The 17126-nt window shown below is 72.3% G+C and carries 14 protein-coding genes, 1 tRNA gene and 1 pseudogene; 8 read left to right on the forward strand and 8 right to left on the reverse strand.

Annotation, left to right across the window (positions count from 1 at the left end; translation table 11 throughout):
- The first annotated feature begins 58 nt into the window (after positions 1 to 58).
- From ACFWBW_RS15365 to ACFWBW_RS15385, 5 genes are all read left to right on the forward strand, one after another.
- Positions 59 to 1243 (forward strand): LLM class flavin-dependent oxidoreductase, encoded by a 1185-nt coding sequence (locus ACFWBW_RS15365; RefSeq protein WP_385372518.1) that lies wholly within the window; start codon positions 59 to 61, stop codon positions 1241 to 1243.
- 278 nt (positions 1244 to 1521) lie between these two features.
- A complete protein-coding gene (locus tag ACFWBW_RS15370; RefSeq protein WP_385372521.1) occupies positions 1522 to 2100 on the forward strand; it encodes a hypothetical protein in 579 nt (192 codons plus the stop codon).
- A gap of 443 nt (positions 2101 to 2543) precedes the next feature.
- A complete protein-coding gene (locus ACFWBW_RS15375; protein WP_385372524.1) occupies positions 2544 to 4241 on the forward strand; it encodes a glycosyl hydrolase family 18 protein in 1698 nt (565 codons plus the stop codon).
- A 166-nt stretch (positions 4242 to 4407) separates the two neighbouring features.
- Positions 4408 to 5256: a Scr1 family TA system antitoxin-like transcriptional regulator gene (locus ACFWBW_RS15380; RefSeq protein WP_385372527.1), complete on the forward strand. Its 849-nt coding sequence runs from the start codon at positions 4408 to 4410 to the stop codon at positions 5254 to 5256.
- On the forward strand, positions 5216 to 5476 hold the full coding sequence (locus ACFWBW_RS15385; protein ID WP_385372530.1) for a DUF397 domain-containing protein: 261 nt from the start codon (positions 5216 to 5218) through the stop codon (positions 5474 to 5476). Before ACFWBW_RS15380 ends, ACFWBW_RS15385 begins: the two co-directional genes overlap by 41 nt.
- Position 5477: 1 nt before the next feature.
- Here ACFWBW_RS15385 and ACFWBW_RS15390 read toward each other — a convergent pair whose 3' ends face one another.
- On the reverse strand, positions 5478 to 7346 hold the full coding sequence (locus ACFWBW_RS15390; protein WP_385372533.1) for a putative bifunctional diguanylate cyclase/phosphodiesterase: 1869 nt from the start codon (positions 7344 to 7346) through the stop codon (positions 5478 to 5480).
- 399 nt (positions 7347 to 7745) lie between these two features.
- Between ACFWBW_RS15390 and ACFWBW_RS15395 the strand changes: the two genes are divergently transcribed.
- Positions 7746 to 8984 (forward strand): M6 family metalloprotease domain-containing protein, encoded by a 1239-nt coding sequence (locus ACFWBW_RS15395; RefSeq protein WP_385372536.1) that lies wholly within the window; start codon positions 7746 to 7748, stop codon positions 8982 to 8984.
- 78 nt (positions 8985 to 9062) lie between these two features.
- On the opposite strand, the gene ACFWBW_RS15400 is transcribed toward ACFWBW_RS15395, so the two are convergent.
- From ACFWBW_RS15400 to ACFWBW_RS15410, 3 genes and pseudogenes are all read right to left on the reverse strand, one after another.
- A tRNA-Lys gene (locus ACFWBW_RS15400) sits at positions 9063 to 9136 on the reverse strand.
- A pseudogene (locus ACFWBW_RS15405) lies at positions 9127 to 9709 on the reverse strand (bifunctional DNA primase/polymerase). Before ACFWBW_RS15405 ends, ACFWBW_RS15400 begins: the two are co-directional and overlap by 10 nt.
- A gap of 135 nt (positions 9710 to 9844) precedes the next feature.
- Positions 9845 to 10192, reverse strand: a complete 348-nt coding sequence (locus ACFWBW_RS15410; protein WP_385372539.1) for a hypothetical protein — start codon at positions 10190 to 10192, stop codon at positions 9845 to 9847.
- Between the two features lie 140 nt (positions 10193 to 10332).
- Between ACFWBW_RS15410 and ACFWBW_RS15415 the strand changes: the two genes are divergently transcribed.
- Complete coding sequence (locus ACFWBW_RS15415) at positions 10333 to 11595, forward strand: M20 family metallopeptidase (protein ID WP_385372542.1); 1263 nt, start codon at positions 10333 to 10335, stop codon at positions 11593 to 11595.
- Here the strand turns inward: ACFWBW_RS15415 and ACFWBW_RS15420 are convergent.
- Positions 11585 to 12196 (reverse strand): NADPH-dependent FMN reductase, encoded by a 612-nt coding sequence (locus ACFWBW_RS15420; RefSeq protein ID WP_385372545.1) that lies wholly within the window; start codon positions 12194 to 12196, stop codon positions 11585 to 11587. The two genes, ACFWBW_RS15415 and ACFWBW_RS15420, sit on opposite strands and share 11 nt — an antisense overlap.
- 73 nt (positions 12197 to 12269) lie before the next feature.
- Between ACFWBW_RS15420 and ACFWBW_RS15425 the strand changes: the two genes are divergently transcribed.
- Positions 12270 to 12770, forward strand: a complete 501-nt coding sequence (locus ACFWBW_RS15425; RefSeq protein ID WP_385372548.1) for a MarR family winged helix-turn-helix transcriptional regulator — start codon at positions 12270 to 12272, stop codon at positions 12768 to 12770.
- Positions 12771 to 12868: 98 nt separating this feature from the next.
- On the opposite strand, the gene ACFWBW_RS15430 is transcribed toward ACFWBW_RS15425, so the two are convergent.
- The 3 genes from ACFWBW_RS15430 to ACFWBW_RS15440 are packed head-to-tail and all read right to left on the reverse strand — an operon-like array spanning position 12869 to position 17072.
- Positions 12869 to 14212, reverse strand: coding sequence for an AAA domain-containing protein (locus ACFWBW_RS15430; protein WP_385372551.1), 1344 nt, complete (start codon positions 14210 to 14212; stop codon positions 12869 to 12871).
- Entirely contained in the window at positions 14209 to 15810 is a 1602-nt protein-coding gene (locus tag ACFWBW_RS15435) for a hypothetical protein (protein WP_385372554.1), read from the reverse strand. Before ACFWBW_RS15435 ends, ACFWBW_RS15430 begins: the two co-directional genes overlap by 4 nt.
- Positions 15798 to 17072 (reverse strand): hypothetical protein, encoded by a 1275-nt coding sequence (locus ACFWBW_RS15440; RefSeq protein ID WP_385372557.1) that lies wholly within the window; start codon positions 17070 to 17072, stop codon positions 15798 to 15800. Before ACFWBW_RS15440 ends, ACFWBW_RS15435 begins: the two co-directional genes overlap by 13 nt.
- Positions 17073 to 17126: the final 54 nt, after the last annotated feature.

Raw genomic sequence — 17126 nt, forward strand, 5'->3', positions numbered from 1 at the left:
GCGCGGTTCGGGTTCTTCGTACGGACGAGACGAACGGGCGAGCGGAGCGGGAGAGACGATGAGTGACACCGGAGACGCGGGGGACGCTGGACGACGGGGAGACGACCGTCCGGGCTCCGGTTCGAGCGCCGGCGCGGGCAGCGGATCGGCCATCGGGTCGGCCGGCGGATCGGGCGAGGGGCAGATCCGCGGGACGGCCCTCGGCCGCGCCCCGGTGCCGCTCTCGGTGCTCGACCTCGTCACCGTCGGCGCCGGCAGCACCGCCCACGCCTCGCTGCGCACCAGCGTCGACATCGCCCGGCTCGCCGAGTCCCGCGGCTACCACCGCCACTGGGTCGCCGAACACCACTCCATGCCCGGGGTCGCCAGCTCCTCCCCGGCCGTGATTCTGGCCCACCTCGCGGCCCACACCTCCCGGATCCGGCTCGGCTCCGGCGGGGTCATGCTGCCCAACCACGCCCCGCTCGCCATCGCCGAGCAGTTCGGCACCCTGGAGGCCCTGGCCCCGGGCCGGATCGACCTCGGCCTCGGCCGCGCACCCGGCACCGACGGGCACACGGCCGCCGCGCTGCGCGGGCCCGGGCGCCGCGACGAAGCCGTGGACGAGTTCCCCCGGCAGCTCGCGGAGCTGATCCGCTTCCTCGACGACGACTTCCCCGACGGGCACCCGTACGCCCGCGTGCACGCCGTGCCGGGCCCCGTCCAGGGCCCCGCCGGGCGGCCGCCGATATGGCTGCTCGGCTCCTCTGGCTTCAGCGCCCGCCTCGCCGGCGGACTCGGGCTGCCCTTCGCCTACGCGCACCACTTCTCCCCGGCCGGGACCCTGCCCGCCCTCGACCTCTACCGGCAGTCGTTCCGCCCCTCGGCCGTCCTGGACGCCCCGTACGCCGTCATCGGAGTCGCGGCCCTCGCCGCCGACACGGCCGCGGAGGCCCGCGCGCAGGTGCTGACCGGCGCCCTGTCGATGCTCCAGCTGCGCAGCGGGCGCCCCGGGCTGGTCCCGACGCCCGAGCAGGCGGCGGCGTACCCGTACACGCCGCTGGAACGGGAGTTCGTGGACGACCGCCTCGCGAGCGTGGTCCACGGCACCCCGGACGAGGTCACGACGGGCCTGGACGACCTCGCGAAGCTGACGGGCGCGGACGAGCTGATGCTCACCGCCAACGCCCACTCCGGGGAGTCCCGCCTCCGCTCGTACGCCCTCGTCGCGGACGCGTACGGCCTGCCGACCCTGGGCGGCTGAGCCGACCGGTCCCCGGGATCCCCGCTCACGGACCGGGGATCCCGGCCGCGCTAATGCGCAGGACAACTGTTGCCGGCTGCACGACCATGGGCGGAATGACCTCGCAACCGGACCTACTCAGCCTGAGCATCGTGTGCCCACCGCCTGGCGAGGGCGGAATGCAGGTGCGTCCGATCGTCAACGGCCGGGATCTACTGGCCGATGTGTTGCCCGGTGGCGTGGGAGGCTCCCGGTACCTGGGAGTAGGCCCCCGGCGCCTGTTGGACCGGGACGGGCCGTTGAGCGCCACCACGACACCCCACGAGGCGCGTGTGGCGTGGTCGGGGTGTGGCGTGGAGGAGTGCTGCGGTGCCCTGTACGTGACGGTCAGGCGTGACGGGGAGCATGTCTTCTGGGCGGGCTGGCGCGACCTGGCCAATCGGGACTTCGACCTGCCGGTGCTTCGGTTCGCCGCAGGTCAGTACGAGGCCGAACTCCTGCGAGCCGAAGCGGACCGGAGTTGGGTATGGCCGGCAGCAGCAGTTGCGCGACTGCTTGAGAAGGGGCTGAGGGGCCACGAGGACTGGCTCCTGCGGTGGGAGTGCGAGCTGGAAGACGTTTGGGCCTTCCGCGAGCAACCGGACCGAATCCACGTGCTCCTGGGCCATTCCCCTCACCGGGCCGAGACGGATCGGCCCTGGATTCAGTTCGGAATCACCCTCCCGATCTCCGCGGAGGACCCGTCGGACCAAGCCGAGCGGCTTGCAGCGCGGCTGACCGCGGGTGACCCCCGTGCTGTCGCCGAGGTCTGGGGAGGTTCGAGCGACGCCGGGCAGCTGGGCTACCCATGGCCGCCGGTCGACCCCCTGTTCATGTGAACGGGGGGAGACAGCCCCGGGTGCCTCCCTCCCCGGAGGAGTGGTCGTTGCTCGGCCCGAGACGACCGGGGTCGGCCACGGCTCCTCGACAGAGGTGATCCGGCTGCCGATCATCCGGTGATTCTGCCGCCGACGCGGACCCGTCCGGAAGGGTTCACGGGTGTACAGCGAGCCCGGAGGGACCCGCACGGGCGGGCATCCGGAGTTTGGCTGGTTTGTTGCTGAAACCTGTCCGGAGGGTGAATGAAGGCAGCCTTAAGTCGCTCGTCACGACGGGTGGCGGGGGATTTTTGGTGTGGTCCCACGTCGCTGACGTGGGGTTCTGGGCCGTGACTGGTCTAGTCCTTCTTTGGTCCAAACCATTGACTCGGGACCGGAGTGATCGCTATCACTATCCCCACCTGAAGTCTTGCCTTCCCCTCCCACTTCCCCGGAGGCAGTTCATGCACATCCGTAAATCCCTCATCGCGGCCGCCGCTACGGCCGCGCTGGCCGGCGGGACGCTGGCCGCCTTCGCGGGACTCACCTCCGCCTCGGCCGCCGAGGCCGGGACCACCGCTTCGGCCGGCAACGTCAAGATCGCCTACTACGACCAGTGGTCCGTGTACGGGAACGCCTTTTACCCCAAGCACCTCGACACCCGTGGCATAGCGAGCAAGCTGGACGTCATCAACTACTCGTTCGGCAACATCCACCCCACCAACCTCACCTGTTTCGAGGCGAACAAGGCGGCGGGCGACGACAACAACCCCAACGCCGGTGACGGTGCGGGCGACTCGTACGCCGACTACCAGAAGTCCTTCAGCGCGGCCGACAGCGTCAGCGGCGTCGCGGACAAGTGGGACCAGCCGATCGTCGGCGTGTTCAACCAGTTCAAGCAGCTCAAGGCGAAGTACCCGAACCTGAAGATCAACATCTCGCTCGGTGGCTGGACCTACTCGAAGTACTTCAGCGACGCGGCCAAGACCGACGCTTCCCGCAAGAAGCTCGTCTCCTCCTGCATCGACCAGTACATCAAGGGCAACCTGCCCGTCGAGGGCGGCTACGGCGGCGTGGGCAGCGCGGCCGGCATCTTCGACGGCATCGACATCGACTGGGAGTACCCGGGCTCGTCGGGCGGCCACCTCGGCAACCACTACGCCCCCGAGGACAAGCAGAACTTCACGCTCCTGCTCAAGGAGTTCCGCGAGCAGCTCGACGCCCACGGCGCGGCCAACGGCGGCAAGAAGTACCTGCTGACCTCGGCCCTCCCGGCCGGCCAGGACAAGATCAAGTACATCGAGACGGACAAGATCGGCGCGTACCTCGACTACGCGAACATCATGACGTACGACATGCACGGCGCCTGGGACTCGGACGGCCCGACGTACCACCAGTCCCCGCTGCTGCCCTCGTCGGCCGACCCGACCGACCCGATCGCCCCGGGCACCGAGAAGTACAGCATCAAGAACGCCATCGACTCCTGGATCGACGGCAACGCGGCCTACGGCATCACCGGCGGCTTCCCCGCCAACAAGCTGGTCCTGGGCTACGAGTTCTACTACCGCGGCTGGAAGGGCGTGCAGCCCGGCACCACCAACGGTCTCGCCCAGCCCGCCACCCTGGCCTCCGCCGCCCGTCCGACCAGCCAGCAGGCCGGCATCGCGCTCTACAAGGAGCTCGGCGGCATCGTCGACAACCCGGCGACCACCTTCTGGGACGACCAGGCCAAGGCCTCGTACTTCTACAAGGACGGCGAGTTCTTCACCGGCCTGAACCAGAAGTCCATCCAGGCCCGGGTCGACTACGGCAAGCAGCGCGGCCTGGCCGGCGCGATGATGTACTCCCTGCTCGGCCTGGACGCCAACGCGACCCTGCTGAACCAGATCTCGGACTCCCTGGGCGGCACCACGCAGCCTCCGGTCACCACGCCTCCGACCACCGTTCCGCCGACCACGACCCCGCCGACCACGACGCCTCCGACGACGACTCCGCCCACCGGCTGCGGTTCGACCCCGGCGTACGTCGCGGGAACGATCTACACCGGCGGCAACGAGGTCTCGCACAACGGCCGCAAGTACAAGGCCCAGTGGTGGACGCAGAACGAGGTGCCCGGCACCACCGGTGAATGGGGTGTCTGGAAGGACCTCGGCGCCTGCTGATCCCCCCACCCCGCGCCGAGCGACCGGCAGCCCCCGCACTCCCCTCCCAGGGTGCGGGGGCTGCTGTGTGACATGGTTGCGGGATTCCCCGTACCGGACCGTGCGCAGGTCGCTACGCTCGGCGACGAGTTGGATCCGCACGCATCCGCATGGGGGTGACCATCCCATGGTCAACATCCGCGACCTCGACCCCAGCGCCTCGCCGCTGGACTACTACGGCTACGAACTCCGCCGCCTACGGGAGGCCGCGGGCCTGAAGCAGCAGCAGTTGGGCGACATCATCTTCTGCACCGCCTCCCTGATCGGACAGGTGGAGACGACCAAGAAGGTGCCGACCCGGGACTTCTCGGAACGGCTCGACGCTGCGCTGGGTACGGACGGGCACTTCTCCCGTCTCGTGGGGCTTGTCCTGCGGAGCCAGTTGCCGAGCTGGTTCCAGGCTTACGCCGAGATGGAGGTGCGGGCGACGCACATCTCCTCGTTCCAGCCGCAGTTGGTCTACGGGCTCTTGCAGACCGAGGCGTATGCGCGGGCTGTCCTCCAGGCGGGGTGGGGCGAGAAACTCGATGAGGCGGTGGCCGCGAGGATGGAGCGTCAGCGCATCCTGCAAAGGGAGCGCCCGCCCCTTGTCTGGGTAGTTCTGGATGAGGCCGTGCTGCACCGTCCGTTCGGCGGCCGCGAAATAATGCGTGAGCAGCTGGACCGACTGCTGGAGTTCCAGTTTCGGCGTGAGGTGGGGATCCAGATTCTCCCGTTCAGCGCAGGACAACACCCGGCCACCGTAGGTGCGTTCAATGTCCTTCGGTTCGATGGAGACCCGGATATCGTCTACGCCGAGAGTTATGGGTCGGCCCACGTGACAGCCAATCCCGAAACCGTCGGCGACTGTGCTCATCGCTACGATCATCTGCAGGCCGCGGCGCTCTCTGTGGAGGATTCGGCGGCGTTGATTGCTCGCGTACGGGAGGAACGTTATGGGGACCACGCAAGACCTGACGGGCGCGCAGTGGCGTAAGTCCACCTACAGCGGTGGGACCGGCGGCGACTGCGTCGAGTGCGCCCCCCTCGGCACGGCAGCCTGGCGCAAGGCCTCGTACAGCGGCTCCAGTGGCGGCGAGTGCGTCGAGGTCGCCGCCCAGCCCTGCCGCGTAGCAGTCCGGGACTCCAAGCGCCCCGACGGCCCCGCTTTCACGGTTGCCTCCGAGGCGTTCGGAGCCTTCGTCCGGAGTCTGTGACTCAGACCTCGGGGTGCGGGGCGGGCCCCTCCGGCTGCCCGGGGTCCGTACCTGCTCCCACGGCGGCAGCCGCTTGCCGGCTGATGATGGCTGCGATCGCCTCCGGCGCCACCGCGCGGGAGTACAGCCAGCCCTGGCCGGTGTCGCAGCCGACGCGCTTCAGGCGGGCCGCCTGGCCGGCGGTCTCCACGCATTCGGCGGTCACCGTCAGGCCGAGCCGGTGCGCGAGCTGCACCAGGGCTTCGACGATGGTCTCGTCGGCCGGGTTCGGGTGGGAGCCCTCCTCGTAGCGGAAGCCGCGGACGAAGGAGCCGTCCAGCTTGAGGACGGAGACGGGCAGGCGGCTGAGGTAGGCGAGGTTCGAGTAGCCGGTGCCGAAATCGTCGATGGCGATCCGCACCCCCATGTCGCTCAGTGCCTGGAGGGCCTGGAGCGGGCGGCCCGCCGAGCCCATGACGGCCGACTCCGTCAGTTCGAGCTGGAGGAGCTGGGGGGCCAGGCCTGTCTCCGCGAGGATCTCGGCGACGTCGCCGACGAGGTCGGAGTCCCAGACCTGGCGGACGGCCACGTTGACGGAGACGAAGACGGGGGAGTCGCTGGGCTGCTCGATCTGCCAGCGCCGGGCTTGGCGGCAGGCGGTCTGGAGGACCCAGCGGCCCAACTGGACGATGGATCCGTCCTCTTCGGCAATTCCGATGAACCGATTCGGCGTCAGCGTGCCGAACTGCGGGTGGTTCCAGCGCACCAGGGCCTCCACCCCGCGCACCGCCCCGCTCTCCAGGTCCACGAGCGGCTGGTACTCCACGTTGAACTCGCCGCGTTCCACGGCCGGCCGCAGCGTCGAGGACAGGGCCTGGCGGGTCATCCGGTGCGCGTTGCGCTCCGGGTCGAAGAGGGTCCAGCGGGCCTTGCCGTCCGCCTTGGCCCAGTAGAGGGTCGTGTCCGCGGCCTGCATCAGGCCGGTCGCCGAGGTCCCGGCGGACGCCCGCTCCACCACGCCGATCGACGCGGAGACCGACAGCCGCTGACCGGCCAGGTCGAAGGGCTCCTGTACGGCTGCCAGGACGCTCCGCGCCAGGTCCGCGAGCTGCTCGGTGCCGGTGGACTCCTCCACCAGCAGGGCGAACTCGTCGCCGCCGAGCCGGGCCACCAGGTGGCCGCCGGTGCGCCCGTAACCGGACTGGTCGGCGCACTGGGTGAGCCGCCCGGCGACGGCGGTCAGCAGCCGGTCGCCGACGCGGTGGCCGAGGGTGTCGTTGACGGCCTTGAATCCGTCGAGGTCCAAGTAGCAGAGCCCGATGCGGCCCGTACCGCTCTGCCCGTACGAGGAGGCCTCCAGGGCGGCGGAGAGCCGCTCGAAGAACAGCGCCCGGTTGGGCAGCCGGGTCACCGGATCGTGCATCTGGAGGTGGCGCAGCCGGGCCTGGAGGTCGCGCCGGTCGCTGATGTCGGCGACGGAGAGCAGGACGTCACCGGTGCCCGGTACGGGGCCGAGGGTGATCTCGGTCCACAGCGAGTGGCCGTCGGGGTGCTTGAGCCGGCGGGTGCAGCGGAGCCGGGCCTGCCGGCCGCGCAGCACCTCCTGGTAGGCGTGCCAGGTGCGGGCCTCGGAGGCCAGGTCCACCAGGTCGGCGGCGGACTGGCCGGTGAGGACGTGGGGCTCGGCGCCGAGGAGTGCGGCGAGGGCCTGGTTGGCGGCGGAGATGTGACCGGTGCGGTCGACGACGGCCATGGGGAGGTGGGCCGCGTTGAAGGCGGCCCGGTAGTCGGCCCGGTAGTCGGCCTGGTGGCCGGCCTCGTATTCGGCTTGGTGGTCGGCGCGGTCCGGGGTTGCCGTCGTCGCCGGCGTTGCCGGGTGACGCTGCGTCATGGCCGGTCGGATGCTGTCGGCCGCCGAACCGGTTCCGTCTGGGGTTCCGCTCACCGTTGGCTCCCGCAGTGCGTGTGAGTGTCCGTGCAGGAAAGTGTGCCGATCATAGAGGCTCCCGGACGGCCCTATCCAGCGGCGACGCCGTGCGGGGCGCGGGAGTTCAGCGTGATGACGGTTCGTCGACGTGACGGCGAATGATCGTTTCCGCACGGCTGTGAGCATCCGGCGCCCACCGCTGACCCGACCTGATCGGTCGTGACTTTCCGTAGGCGAATGTGCGAAACCCGGCGTCACCGGCTTGCCCTAGTGCTCACTCGTGTGGGGCAGCGGAACAGGGCATTAGTAAGACAATCGCCCCAAGGTGGATGAAGAGGTACTAATCCACCACCGGAGGTCGATGTGCCGCGACAGCAGACACCCGGGGGAGTGGACCGCTCCCGCATGCGAACCACGGCGGCGGCGCTCACTTCCCTGACGGCGCTCGCCGCCATGTCGCTCGTCGCGGGACCCGCGGTCGCCGCCCCCGGAGCCGGACCCTGCGCGCTGACCCGTACCGCGGCCCACCACTCCCTGGGCCTCGACAGCTGGAACGGCGCCTACCCGAAGCCCGAGCGCACCCTCAACGCGGTCATGGTCTTCCTCTCCTTCCCCGACCACCGGCCCGCCCTGACCACCGAGGAACTCACCGCCGACTACTTCCCGGCGACCAGCGAGTTCTTCGAGCGGGCCTCCTACGGCCGCTTCCGCCTGGTCCCGCACCCGCAGAAGCAGTGGATCCAGATGCCGAAGCCGTCCGCCGCCTACGGCATACAGCGCGACTGGGCCCCGGCGGACCGGGCCGCCTACCTGCGCGACGCGGTGGCCGGGGCCGACCCGGTGGTGGACTTCGGCCGGTACGACGTCGTCTACTTCGTCGCCGACCCGGAGGCGCCCGGCGTCGACTCCGATGCCACCAAGGTCGTCAACTTCGAGCAGCCGATCCGGGCGGACGGCACCGACCTGCGCCGCATCGTCACGGTCTTCGAGAAGCACCCGCCGGACCGCAACGTGCTGGCCCACGAGACCGGACACGTCTTCGACCTGCCGGACCTCTACCACCGCCCCTCGGACGGCAAGGGCGACTGGGACACCTACGTCGGGGACTGGGACGTCATGGGCAGCCAGTTCGGCATGGCTCCGGACCTCTTCGCCTGGCAGAAGTGGAAGCTCGGCTGGCTGGACGCCTCCCAGGTGGACTGCGTGGGAGCCGGCTCCTCCCTGCACACCCTCCAGCCGCTGTCCGAGGCCCCGCGCCCGGGCGGTACGGGCGGCACCCGGCTCGCGGTGGTCCGTACGGGCGCCGGCAGCGCGATCGCCGTCGAGGCGCGGGGCTCCGCCGGCAACGACGGGGACACCTGCACCGAGGGGGTGCTCATCTACCGGGTCCGCAACGAGGCGGCCTCCGGGGGCGGGCCGATCGAGGTCGTGGACGCGCACCCCGGCACCGAGGCCTGCTGGGACCGCTCGGTGTACCCACCGCTGGCGGACGCCCCGCTGGAGCTGGGGGAGACCTTCACCGTCCCGGGCGAGGGGATCACCGTGGAGGTGGCGGACCGCACACAGTCGGGCGCGTACACGGTGAAGATCACGCGGGAGTAGCGCCGGGAACCGTAGGCGGGGCGCGGGACCCCCGACACGAAAAAGACCCCCACTCGCGTGGGGGTCTTTCTCCGTCTGTGCGCCGCCAGGGACTCGAACCCCGGACCCGCTGATTAAGAGTCAGCTGCTCTAACCAACTGAGCTAGCGGCGCTTGGTGACGAGGAAGACATTAGCACCCCGGGCGGCGATCGGAAAAATCGATATCCGCAGCTCGGGTGGCACGGACGAACGCCCACAGCAGCGCCTCCGGCCCGGGCAGCCACGGCAGCCGGGCGTCGGGGGCCACGAGCCAGCGCGAGGGCCCCGCCTCGCCGGCCAGCGGGGGCACGGTGACGGCGTCGCCGCGGCCGTGGCAGAGCGGGGCGGGCACGGGAGTGCTCCACTCCTCCCAGGCCAGCAGGGCCGGGAGCCGGTGGGCGGTGCCGGGGGCGGCGAAGAGCAGGGTCCGCCCGCGGTGCACGGCGGCCGGTCCGGAGCCGGGGCCCTCGGCCCAGAGCAGGTCGAGCATCCGGCGCCCGAGGACGAGGGGGACGTTGACGACGTCGAAGGCGGTCCCGCAGGGCAGCACGGCAGGCGCGGTGGGCCGGGCCTGCCAGGCGGCCAGCGTGCCTCCGGGCTGGGCGGAGGCCGAGGCCAGCCAGGCTGCGCCGGCCGGGGTGACGTGGGTCGCGGAGGCGGTCGTCGTCCGCAGGTCGAGCGCGGGGCAGCCGGTCAGGGTCGTCATGCGTTCAGGTCTACCCGGGGTAGCGAACCGATCTCCGGGAGTTACGAGAAACCGGGACAGGCCGGGTGGGACTGGGGTATGTTGCGCCCCGCATATGCCAGGGGTCGAGGCCGGGCGTCGTGACCGGGCGCGCCCTCAGGCTCCCTCGGGACCGGTTCCGCGCAGCAGGGACTCGCCGAACTCGATCATCTTGTGGGCGTAGTCCTCGGTCCACTCCGCCTGCTCCGCGATCGTCGCCGCCGACAGCCGGTCGAACCGCCGGGGATCCGCGAGCTGCGCCGCCGCCACCGCCTGGAACTCCACCGCCCGCTCCTGGGCGGCACGGAAGGCCAGGGTCAGCTCCGTCGCCCGGGCCAGCAGTTCCCGCGGGTCGTCGATCGATTCGAGGTCGAAGAAGTGCTCCGGGTCCGTGACGGTCTCCGACGGCTCGAAGAGCAACTGCGCGGGCCGCAGCCTCCGCTCGGTCCGCTCGGGCTCTGCCATGCGTGTCCTCCTGCTGGACGTGGACGTGGACGTGGGCGTGAAGGGAAAGCTCCCGGTCGAAAAGCTTCCGGGCCACCGTCCATTGTCCAGCTTCGCGCAAGGGCGCCCGAGGGCCCCGGCGCATGGGCTAGAACGTGCGTATGACCGATGGTGTGCACGAGACGCTGGACAAGCTCTGCGACGAGGGCATCGAGCAGGTGATCGGCTGGCGCCGTCACCTCCACCGAAATCCGGAGCTGCCGAACCGCGAGGCCGCCACCGCGCGGCTCGTGGCGGGGGAGCTCACCGGGTTCGGACTGGACGAGGTGCGGACAGGCATCGCCGGGCACGGGGTGGTCGGGGTGCTGCGCGGCGGCCGGCCCGGAGACCGGGTGGCGGCGCTGCGGGCCGACATGGACGCGCTGCCCGTCCCCGACCGCTGCGGCGCGGACTTCGCCGCCACCGGCGGGGCCTCGCACGCCTGCGGCCACGACTGCCACACCGCGATGCTCCTCGGAGCCGCGCGCGCACTGGCCGACGTACGGGTGAGGGAGCAACTGCCCGGAACCGTGCTGTTCGTGTTCCAGCCCGCCGAGGAGGGCCCGCCGGTCGGCGAGGAGGGCGGGGCGCGCCTGATGGTGGCCGAGGGCGCCTTCGCGGATCCCGTCCCCACGATGGCCTTCGGCATGCACGTCACCCCGCACCCCAAGGGCTGGGTGGGCTACAAGTCCGGCCCGATGTACGGGGCCTCCTGCCTGGTCCGGATCACCGTCACCGGCCGGCAGTCCCACGCGTCCTCGCCCTGGTACGGAGTCGACCCGATGCCCGCCGTCGGGGCCCTGCTGACCGGGATCGGCCAGCTCTACCGGCAGGTGTCGGCGTTCTCCCCGGTCACCGTCTCCATCGGCCACATCGAGGACGTCGGCCGGTACAACGTCATCGGTGAAACGGTCACCCTGTGGGGCACGATCCGCTGCGCCGAGGAGCGGGACATGGCCGAGGTCAAGCGCCGCCTGACGGTGCTGGCCGAGCACACGGCCGAGGCGTACGGGGCCTCGGCGGCCGTCGAGCTGCTCCAGGACGTGCCCGCCGTGCGCAACGAAGCGGACTGGGTCGAGGCCGCGCTGCCCACCCTGCGCCGGGTCGCGGGCACGGAGCGGGTGGTGGAGGTCGGCGGCACGCTCGGCTACGACGACGTCTCCGAACTCATCACCCGCTTCGGCGGGCTGTACGTGATGCTCGGGGTCCAGGACACCGCACTGGACCCGGCGAGCGGCGAACCCGTGGCCGTGCCCGGGGGCCGGGGCCTGGTGGGCAACCACCACCCCGCCTTCTACGCCGACGACGACACCCTGATCACGGGCGTACGGCTGCACGCGCACGCCGCGTACGACCACCTGACGGGGGCCCTCGTCACGCGCTGACCGGCGTCCTCGTGAGGGCGGCGAGCTCGTCCAGTACGGCCGCGAGCTCGCCCGCGAGGCCCTCCGGGGCCCGGAACCCGTCGGCCGTGACCAGCCCGGTGATGCCCGGGACGGCCACCGAGGCCCCGGTCGGCACCATGCCGACGGCTTCCAGCACCGGCCGCAGCATCTGCCCGGCCGGGGCGCCGCCGGAGCCGCCGGCGCTGTAGGAGAGCAGCCCGGCCGGCTTGCCCTGCCATTCGCGGTGGAGGAAGTCGATGGCGTTCTTGAACGGGGCGGAGAAGCCGCGGTTGTACATCGGCAGGACGAAGAGGAAGGCGTCGGCGGAGTCGACCAGCGCGCTCCATGCGCGGGTGTGGGGGTGGGCGTAGATCCCGGTGGAGGCGCATTCGGGCTCGTCCAGGAAGGGCAGGGCGATCTCGGCGAGGTCGACGGGGGTGACCTCGAAGCGTCCGTGCCCGCGCGCCCGGTCGGCGGCCCAGCGGGCCAGGGGGCGGGCGGCGGAGGTGGGGCGGACGGAGGCGGAGACGACGTGCAGGCGGATCGGGCGGGCGTTCACGGTGGGCTCCTCGCGGCCGGGGCGGTTTTGTTGACGTGTCACCTATGAGAGCCTGAGGGTGGGTGACGTGTCAACTAGGTAGATGACATGTCACGTACCGGTCTAGACTTCGACCATGACCGACAACGGGAGTGGAAGCGAGGGCGACGCCGGCCCTCGCTGGCTCAGCGAGTCCGAACAGCAGGCCTGGTACGCCTGGCGGCGGATGTTCCCGCTGGTCAACGCCGATATCGCGCGCGATCTGACCCAGGACAGCGGGCTCTCCGAAGCCGACTACGACGTCCTGTCCGTGCTCGGCTCCACCGACGGCCACCGCATGCGCATCAGCGCCCTCGCCGTCCTCATGCAGTGGTCCCGCAGCCGGCTCTCCCACCAGCTCACCCGGATGGAGCAGCGGGGCATCGTCCGCCGCGAAGAGGTGGCCGACGACGGGCGCGGCGCCGAAGTGGTGCTCACCGAGCAGGGGATCACCACGATCATGACGGCCGCCCCGCTCCACGTGGAATCGGTACGCCGCCACCTGATCGACATCCTGACCCCGGAGCAGCTGCGCACCTTCGCCGAGGTGGGCGAACTGCTGCGCACCCGCCTCGGCGTGGAGCGCAAGACCCGCTGAACCGCCGGGCTACGGCCGGCAGGAGACCCGATGGCCGGGCTACGGCCGGCAGGAGACCCGATGGCAGGGCCAAGGCCGGCAGGAGACCCGATGGCCGGCTACGGCCTCCAGACCACCCGGTGCTCCGCCAGGTGGGCCAGTACCGAGTGGTTGGCCTCCCAGCCGTCCGGGAACTTCATGGTCACGCCCAACTGCACCGGCTCCGAGGACGGGTGGGCGTCCAGCAGGTCCGCTATCCCCGCCCGGGCCACCACCACGCAGGCGTGCCGGTGCCGTGAGGCCAGGACGCACAGCCGGCCCGTCTCCAGGTGGAAGGCGGTCGCGTCCGGGCGGCCCGACAGGGGGTGCAGGACCACCGTGAGGTCGTACTCGCGGCCCTGCAGCCGGTTGGCCGTGTCCACGGTGACCCCCGTGACCCCGAGCGCGGACAGCGCCGCCCGGACCGCCGCCGCCTGGTCCCGGTGCGCGGTGCCCACCGCGATCCGGTCCGCCGTCAGCGGGGACGGGCCGCCCGCCTGCTCGTCCGCCGTCACCGCACCCCGGTCCAGCGCCCGGCGCACCACCAGGGCCACCGCGCGCACCGCCTCCGGGTCGGTGCGCGGGGTGTGCCGGGCCGGCAGTTCCAGCAGCCCCCACCCCGACTCGGCGGCCTCGTCCAGGACCCGGTCGGGGCCTGAGCCGTCGCCCGCGACCCCGTAGGACATCCGCCGCTCGCCCGGGCCCGTACCGCTGCGGAACTGCGTGTACGGGTAGAACGCGCGGGAGACCAGCGGCGCGGCCGAAGCCGGCAGCCGCCAGGACACCGGCAGCCGGTGCTGCGGCAGGTCCGGGTTGTGCGCGAGCAGGGTGGACACCGCGGAGGCGGAGGGGTCGTAGGACAGGCCCGCCCACTGCTCGGCGCCGACCACGCTGAAGGGGTCGAGCTGCCCCGGGTCGCCCACGAACAGCGCCCGGTCGAACAGCCCGGCCACGGCCAGCAGCGCGTCCGAGCGCATCTGGTACGCCTCGTCCACGATGGCGTGCTCCCAGGGCTCCACGTCCTTGACCCACGCCCACTTGGCCGCCGTCGAGATGGTGATGGGCAGCCCCGCGAGGTCCCCCGGCTTCGCCGAGAGGACCACCGAGTCCAGCTCGCGCAGGGCCGGATCGTAGGCGTCGCCCTCGCTGCTGTGCAGCCGGCCCACCTTCAGCTCGGGATCCTTCGCGTGCAGCCGCAGCACCAGGTCGTCGACCTGGGCGTTGGTCTGCGCGACCACCATCAGCCGGCGCCCGGCTGCCGCCAGGTCCCGGGCCGCCCGCACCACCAGCGTGGACTTCCCGGCCCCGGGCGGGGAATCGACGACCACGCCCCGGGCCCCGCCGTGCAGGGTGTCGCGCAGGATGGCGTCGGTGGCCCGGCCGGCGGCCGCGCCCGGATCGAAAGCGGTGCTCGCGGTGCTCACAGGAGGTCCTCGCCGGTCACGGGGTCGGGCAGCGGCAGCGCGGGGGCGCCACCGGTCAGGTGCGGGGGCGGCCCGCCGTGGGTCCACGGGGTCTGTTCGGCGTCCGGCAGCTTCGGGCCGCCGCGCGCATCGTGCTCGAACAGCGTCCAGCACACCCGGTCGCCCTTCTCCGGCACCGAGCCCGGCTCCGGGTCCTTGCCGCGGCCCATCTTGTCGAGGACGCGCAGCACGAGCCGGCCGTCCTCCTCCCGGCGCACGAACTGCGCGCTCTGCGGACGTCCGTCGAGGGAGCGGTACATCTTCGGGCCGCCGCCCCCGCCGTCCTCCGTGAGCTGCGGCCGGTCCTCCGTGGCCACCCACACCAGCGGGCGCGGGCTCGGCCGCTTCGACTCCGTCCACTCCATGACCACTTCGGTGACCTCCCCGGCGAAGGCCTCGCCCGCGAGCCGCCGCCCCGCCATCACCAGCAGGTCGTCCAGCGCCTCCTGGGCTTCGAGCCGCACCTGCTCGGTCTCCCGCGCCGCGAGCTTGCGCGCGGCCGTCACCGCGTCGTCGCGGCGCGGCTGCGGGCCCTCGCCCGCCCGGACCCGGTCCCGGTGGCCGGTGTACGACCAGCGGTCACCGGTCCAGCGGTCCTCCGTGCGCTGACCGGGGGGCAGCTCGCGCAGCAGGGCGATCGAATCCCAGACCGCCCGCCAGGTGCCCTCCATCTGCTCCACGACCAGCCGCCGGACCGCCTGCTCGGCGGCCGCGCGCCGTCCGTCGCCGTTCCCGCTCGCATCCGCGGCCACCCGCGCCGCGTCGAACTTCGCGATCGCCGGGGCCAGCAGCTTGTTGTCGAAGGCCGGATCGGTGGCAGGACCGGCCGGCGGGACGAGCAGTACGCCCTGCGGGTCGCGCTCGAGCTCGGCGCGCAGCGCCCGCTCGGCACCGGATTCCCCCTCCGGCGGGTCGATCCATGCCAGCAGGGCGCCCAGGTGCTGGTCCTCCAGATTGCTCTGCCCGGTCGCCCAGTGGCGCGACAGCAGGTCCGTCGCGGACAGCAGCATCGAGGAACCGGGCACCCGCGAGCGCTCGGCGAGATGCGTGAACCAGCGCCCCAGCAGCGGCACCTGCGCGGGTGCCGGGTACGGGTGCTCGGGATCCTCCTCGGCGGTCCGCCGGAACCGCATGGACCGCCCCAGCAGCCGGACGTACTCGATGCCCGCGCGGCTCGGCACGATCAACTGCGGCGCGTCCAGGCAGAGCTCGGCCTCGACCTTGACCCGCTTGCCCGTCTCCGGGTCGGTCTCGGTGCGCTCCACCGGCTCGACGGCGTCCGCGTAGCCCTCGATGTACGGGACCACGTGCCCGGCCAGCTCCGCCAGGAACTCCCACCGCAGGTCCCGGTCGCGCGGCTGCGGTATGGCCAGGACGTGCGGCCGGTCCGGATCGGTGCCGACCATCGCGCCGAGCGGAGCCCCGGCCTCGCCCGCCGTGGTCAGCGGTACGAAGACCAGCGGGCGCTCGCTCAGATGCCGGTGCCGTACGGTCGCCAGCGGCTGGGCACGCCCGGCGCGAACGGCCTCCAGCCGGGCCAGGGTGTTCAGCAGGGACATTCGACGGCCTCCGTGCGGATGCGGGCGGGGGCCTGCTCCAGCGCCTCGGCGCGCAGCCGGGCGGCGTACCGCAGCGCGGCCGCGGTGGGGTCCTCGGAGGCCGTGTCATCGGGAGACGTGCCACCCGAGGCCGCCGCGAGGGCGGCCTCGACCGTGGTCAGCCCGCCCAGCTCGCCCCGTACCGAGCGGCCGAGCGCGGTCACCTCGTCGGCCCCGCGCGCCCGGTCCCGGCAGTGGAAGGCCAGCTCGCAGGCGGCCAGGCACTCGGGGGCGTAGGCGGCGGACACGGCCGACACGGCCGCGGTCAGCTCCTCGGCGGAGCACGCGGGATCGAAGGTGAGGCCCGCGGGTAGCTTCCCGGCGAGTTCCTCGACCCGGGTGAGCCGCTCCAGCTGGCGCCGGGTCACGGAGCGCTCGCGGCGGATGTCGACGGGGGCGGCGGTGGGCAGGTTGGAGAAGTCCTTGGGGCAGACGAGCAGCACGGTGTGCCCGACCTCGGCGCCGGCCACCTTCGCGGCGGTCGCCTCCAGGGCCAGGACGTACACGGCGGCCTGGCGGGCGGCGGCGCCCACCTTCGCGGCGTCGGCGGACCCGTCGATCATCGGGAACGACTTGATCTCCACCACGGTCCAGCGCCCGTCGGGGTGCACGACGACGGCGTCCGGCTCCAGGTAGGCGGGGGAGCCGGCCACCTCCAGCGCGAGCATGGGGTGGTCCAGCAGGGTCCAGGCCCCGGCGGCGGTCGCCTCGCGCAGCGCCAGCGCGGTGCGGGCGGCCCGGCCCTGGGGGCCGGCGGCGGTGAGGTCGGGGGTGAGGGCGTCCGGTCCGGGCGGGCCGGCCGCGCCGCCGGGCCCCGCGTCATCGAACCCTGCGCCGAGGTGCTCGTACACCAGCCGCAGGAGTTCGGCTCCGCCGTCGCCCTTGACCTTGGCCTCGAAGGAGTTGCCGCGCACGATGGCGAACTGCGACTGGCCGAAGGCCGCGGGGGAGCCGAGGGCCGCCGCGAGCACGGTCTTGTCCACGCCGGCGCCGTCGAGCAGGGCGCGTCTGCCGCAGCCGGGGTTGGCGGCGAGGGCCGCCAACGCCCGGGCGTCGAGGGGGCGGGGTGCGACGTCGGGGCCGCGCAGATCAGCGAGCCGCTGCCGCAGAGTCTTCGGGGGCGTCGTCTGCTGCGTGGCCTGCCATGCCGCCGGCTGCGCCGTCGGCCCGGGGGACCGCGGCGGGGTCTGCGGCGGCTGACCGCTGGACGGGTAGGAGCTCACCCGCGGAAGTGTCCCATCCGCCACTGACAATCGTGGACTTACCGTGGAAACCGG

The sequence above is a fragment of the Streptomyces sp. NPDC059957 genome (assembly GCF_042730015.1).
In the GTDB taxonomy this organism is placed as follows: Bacteria; Actinomycetota; Actinomycetes; order Streptomycetales; family Streptomycetaceae; genus Streptomyces.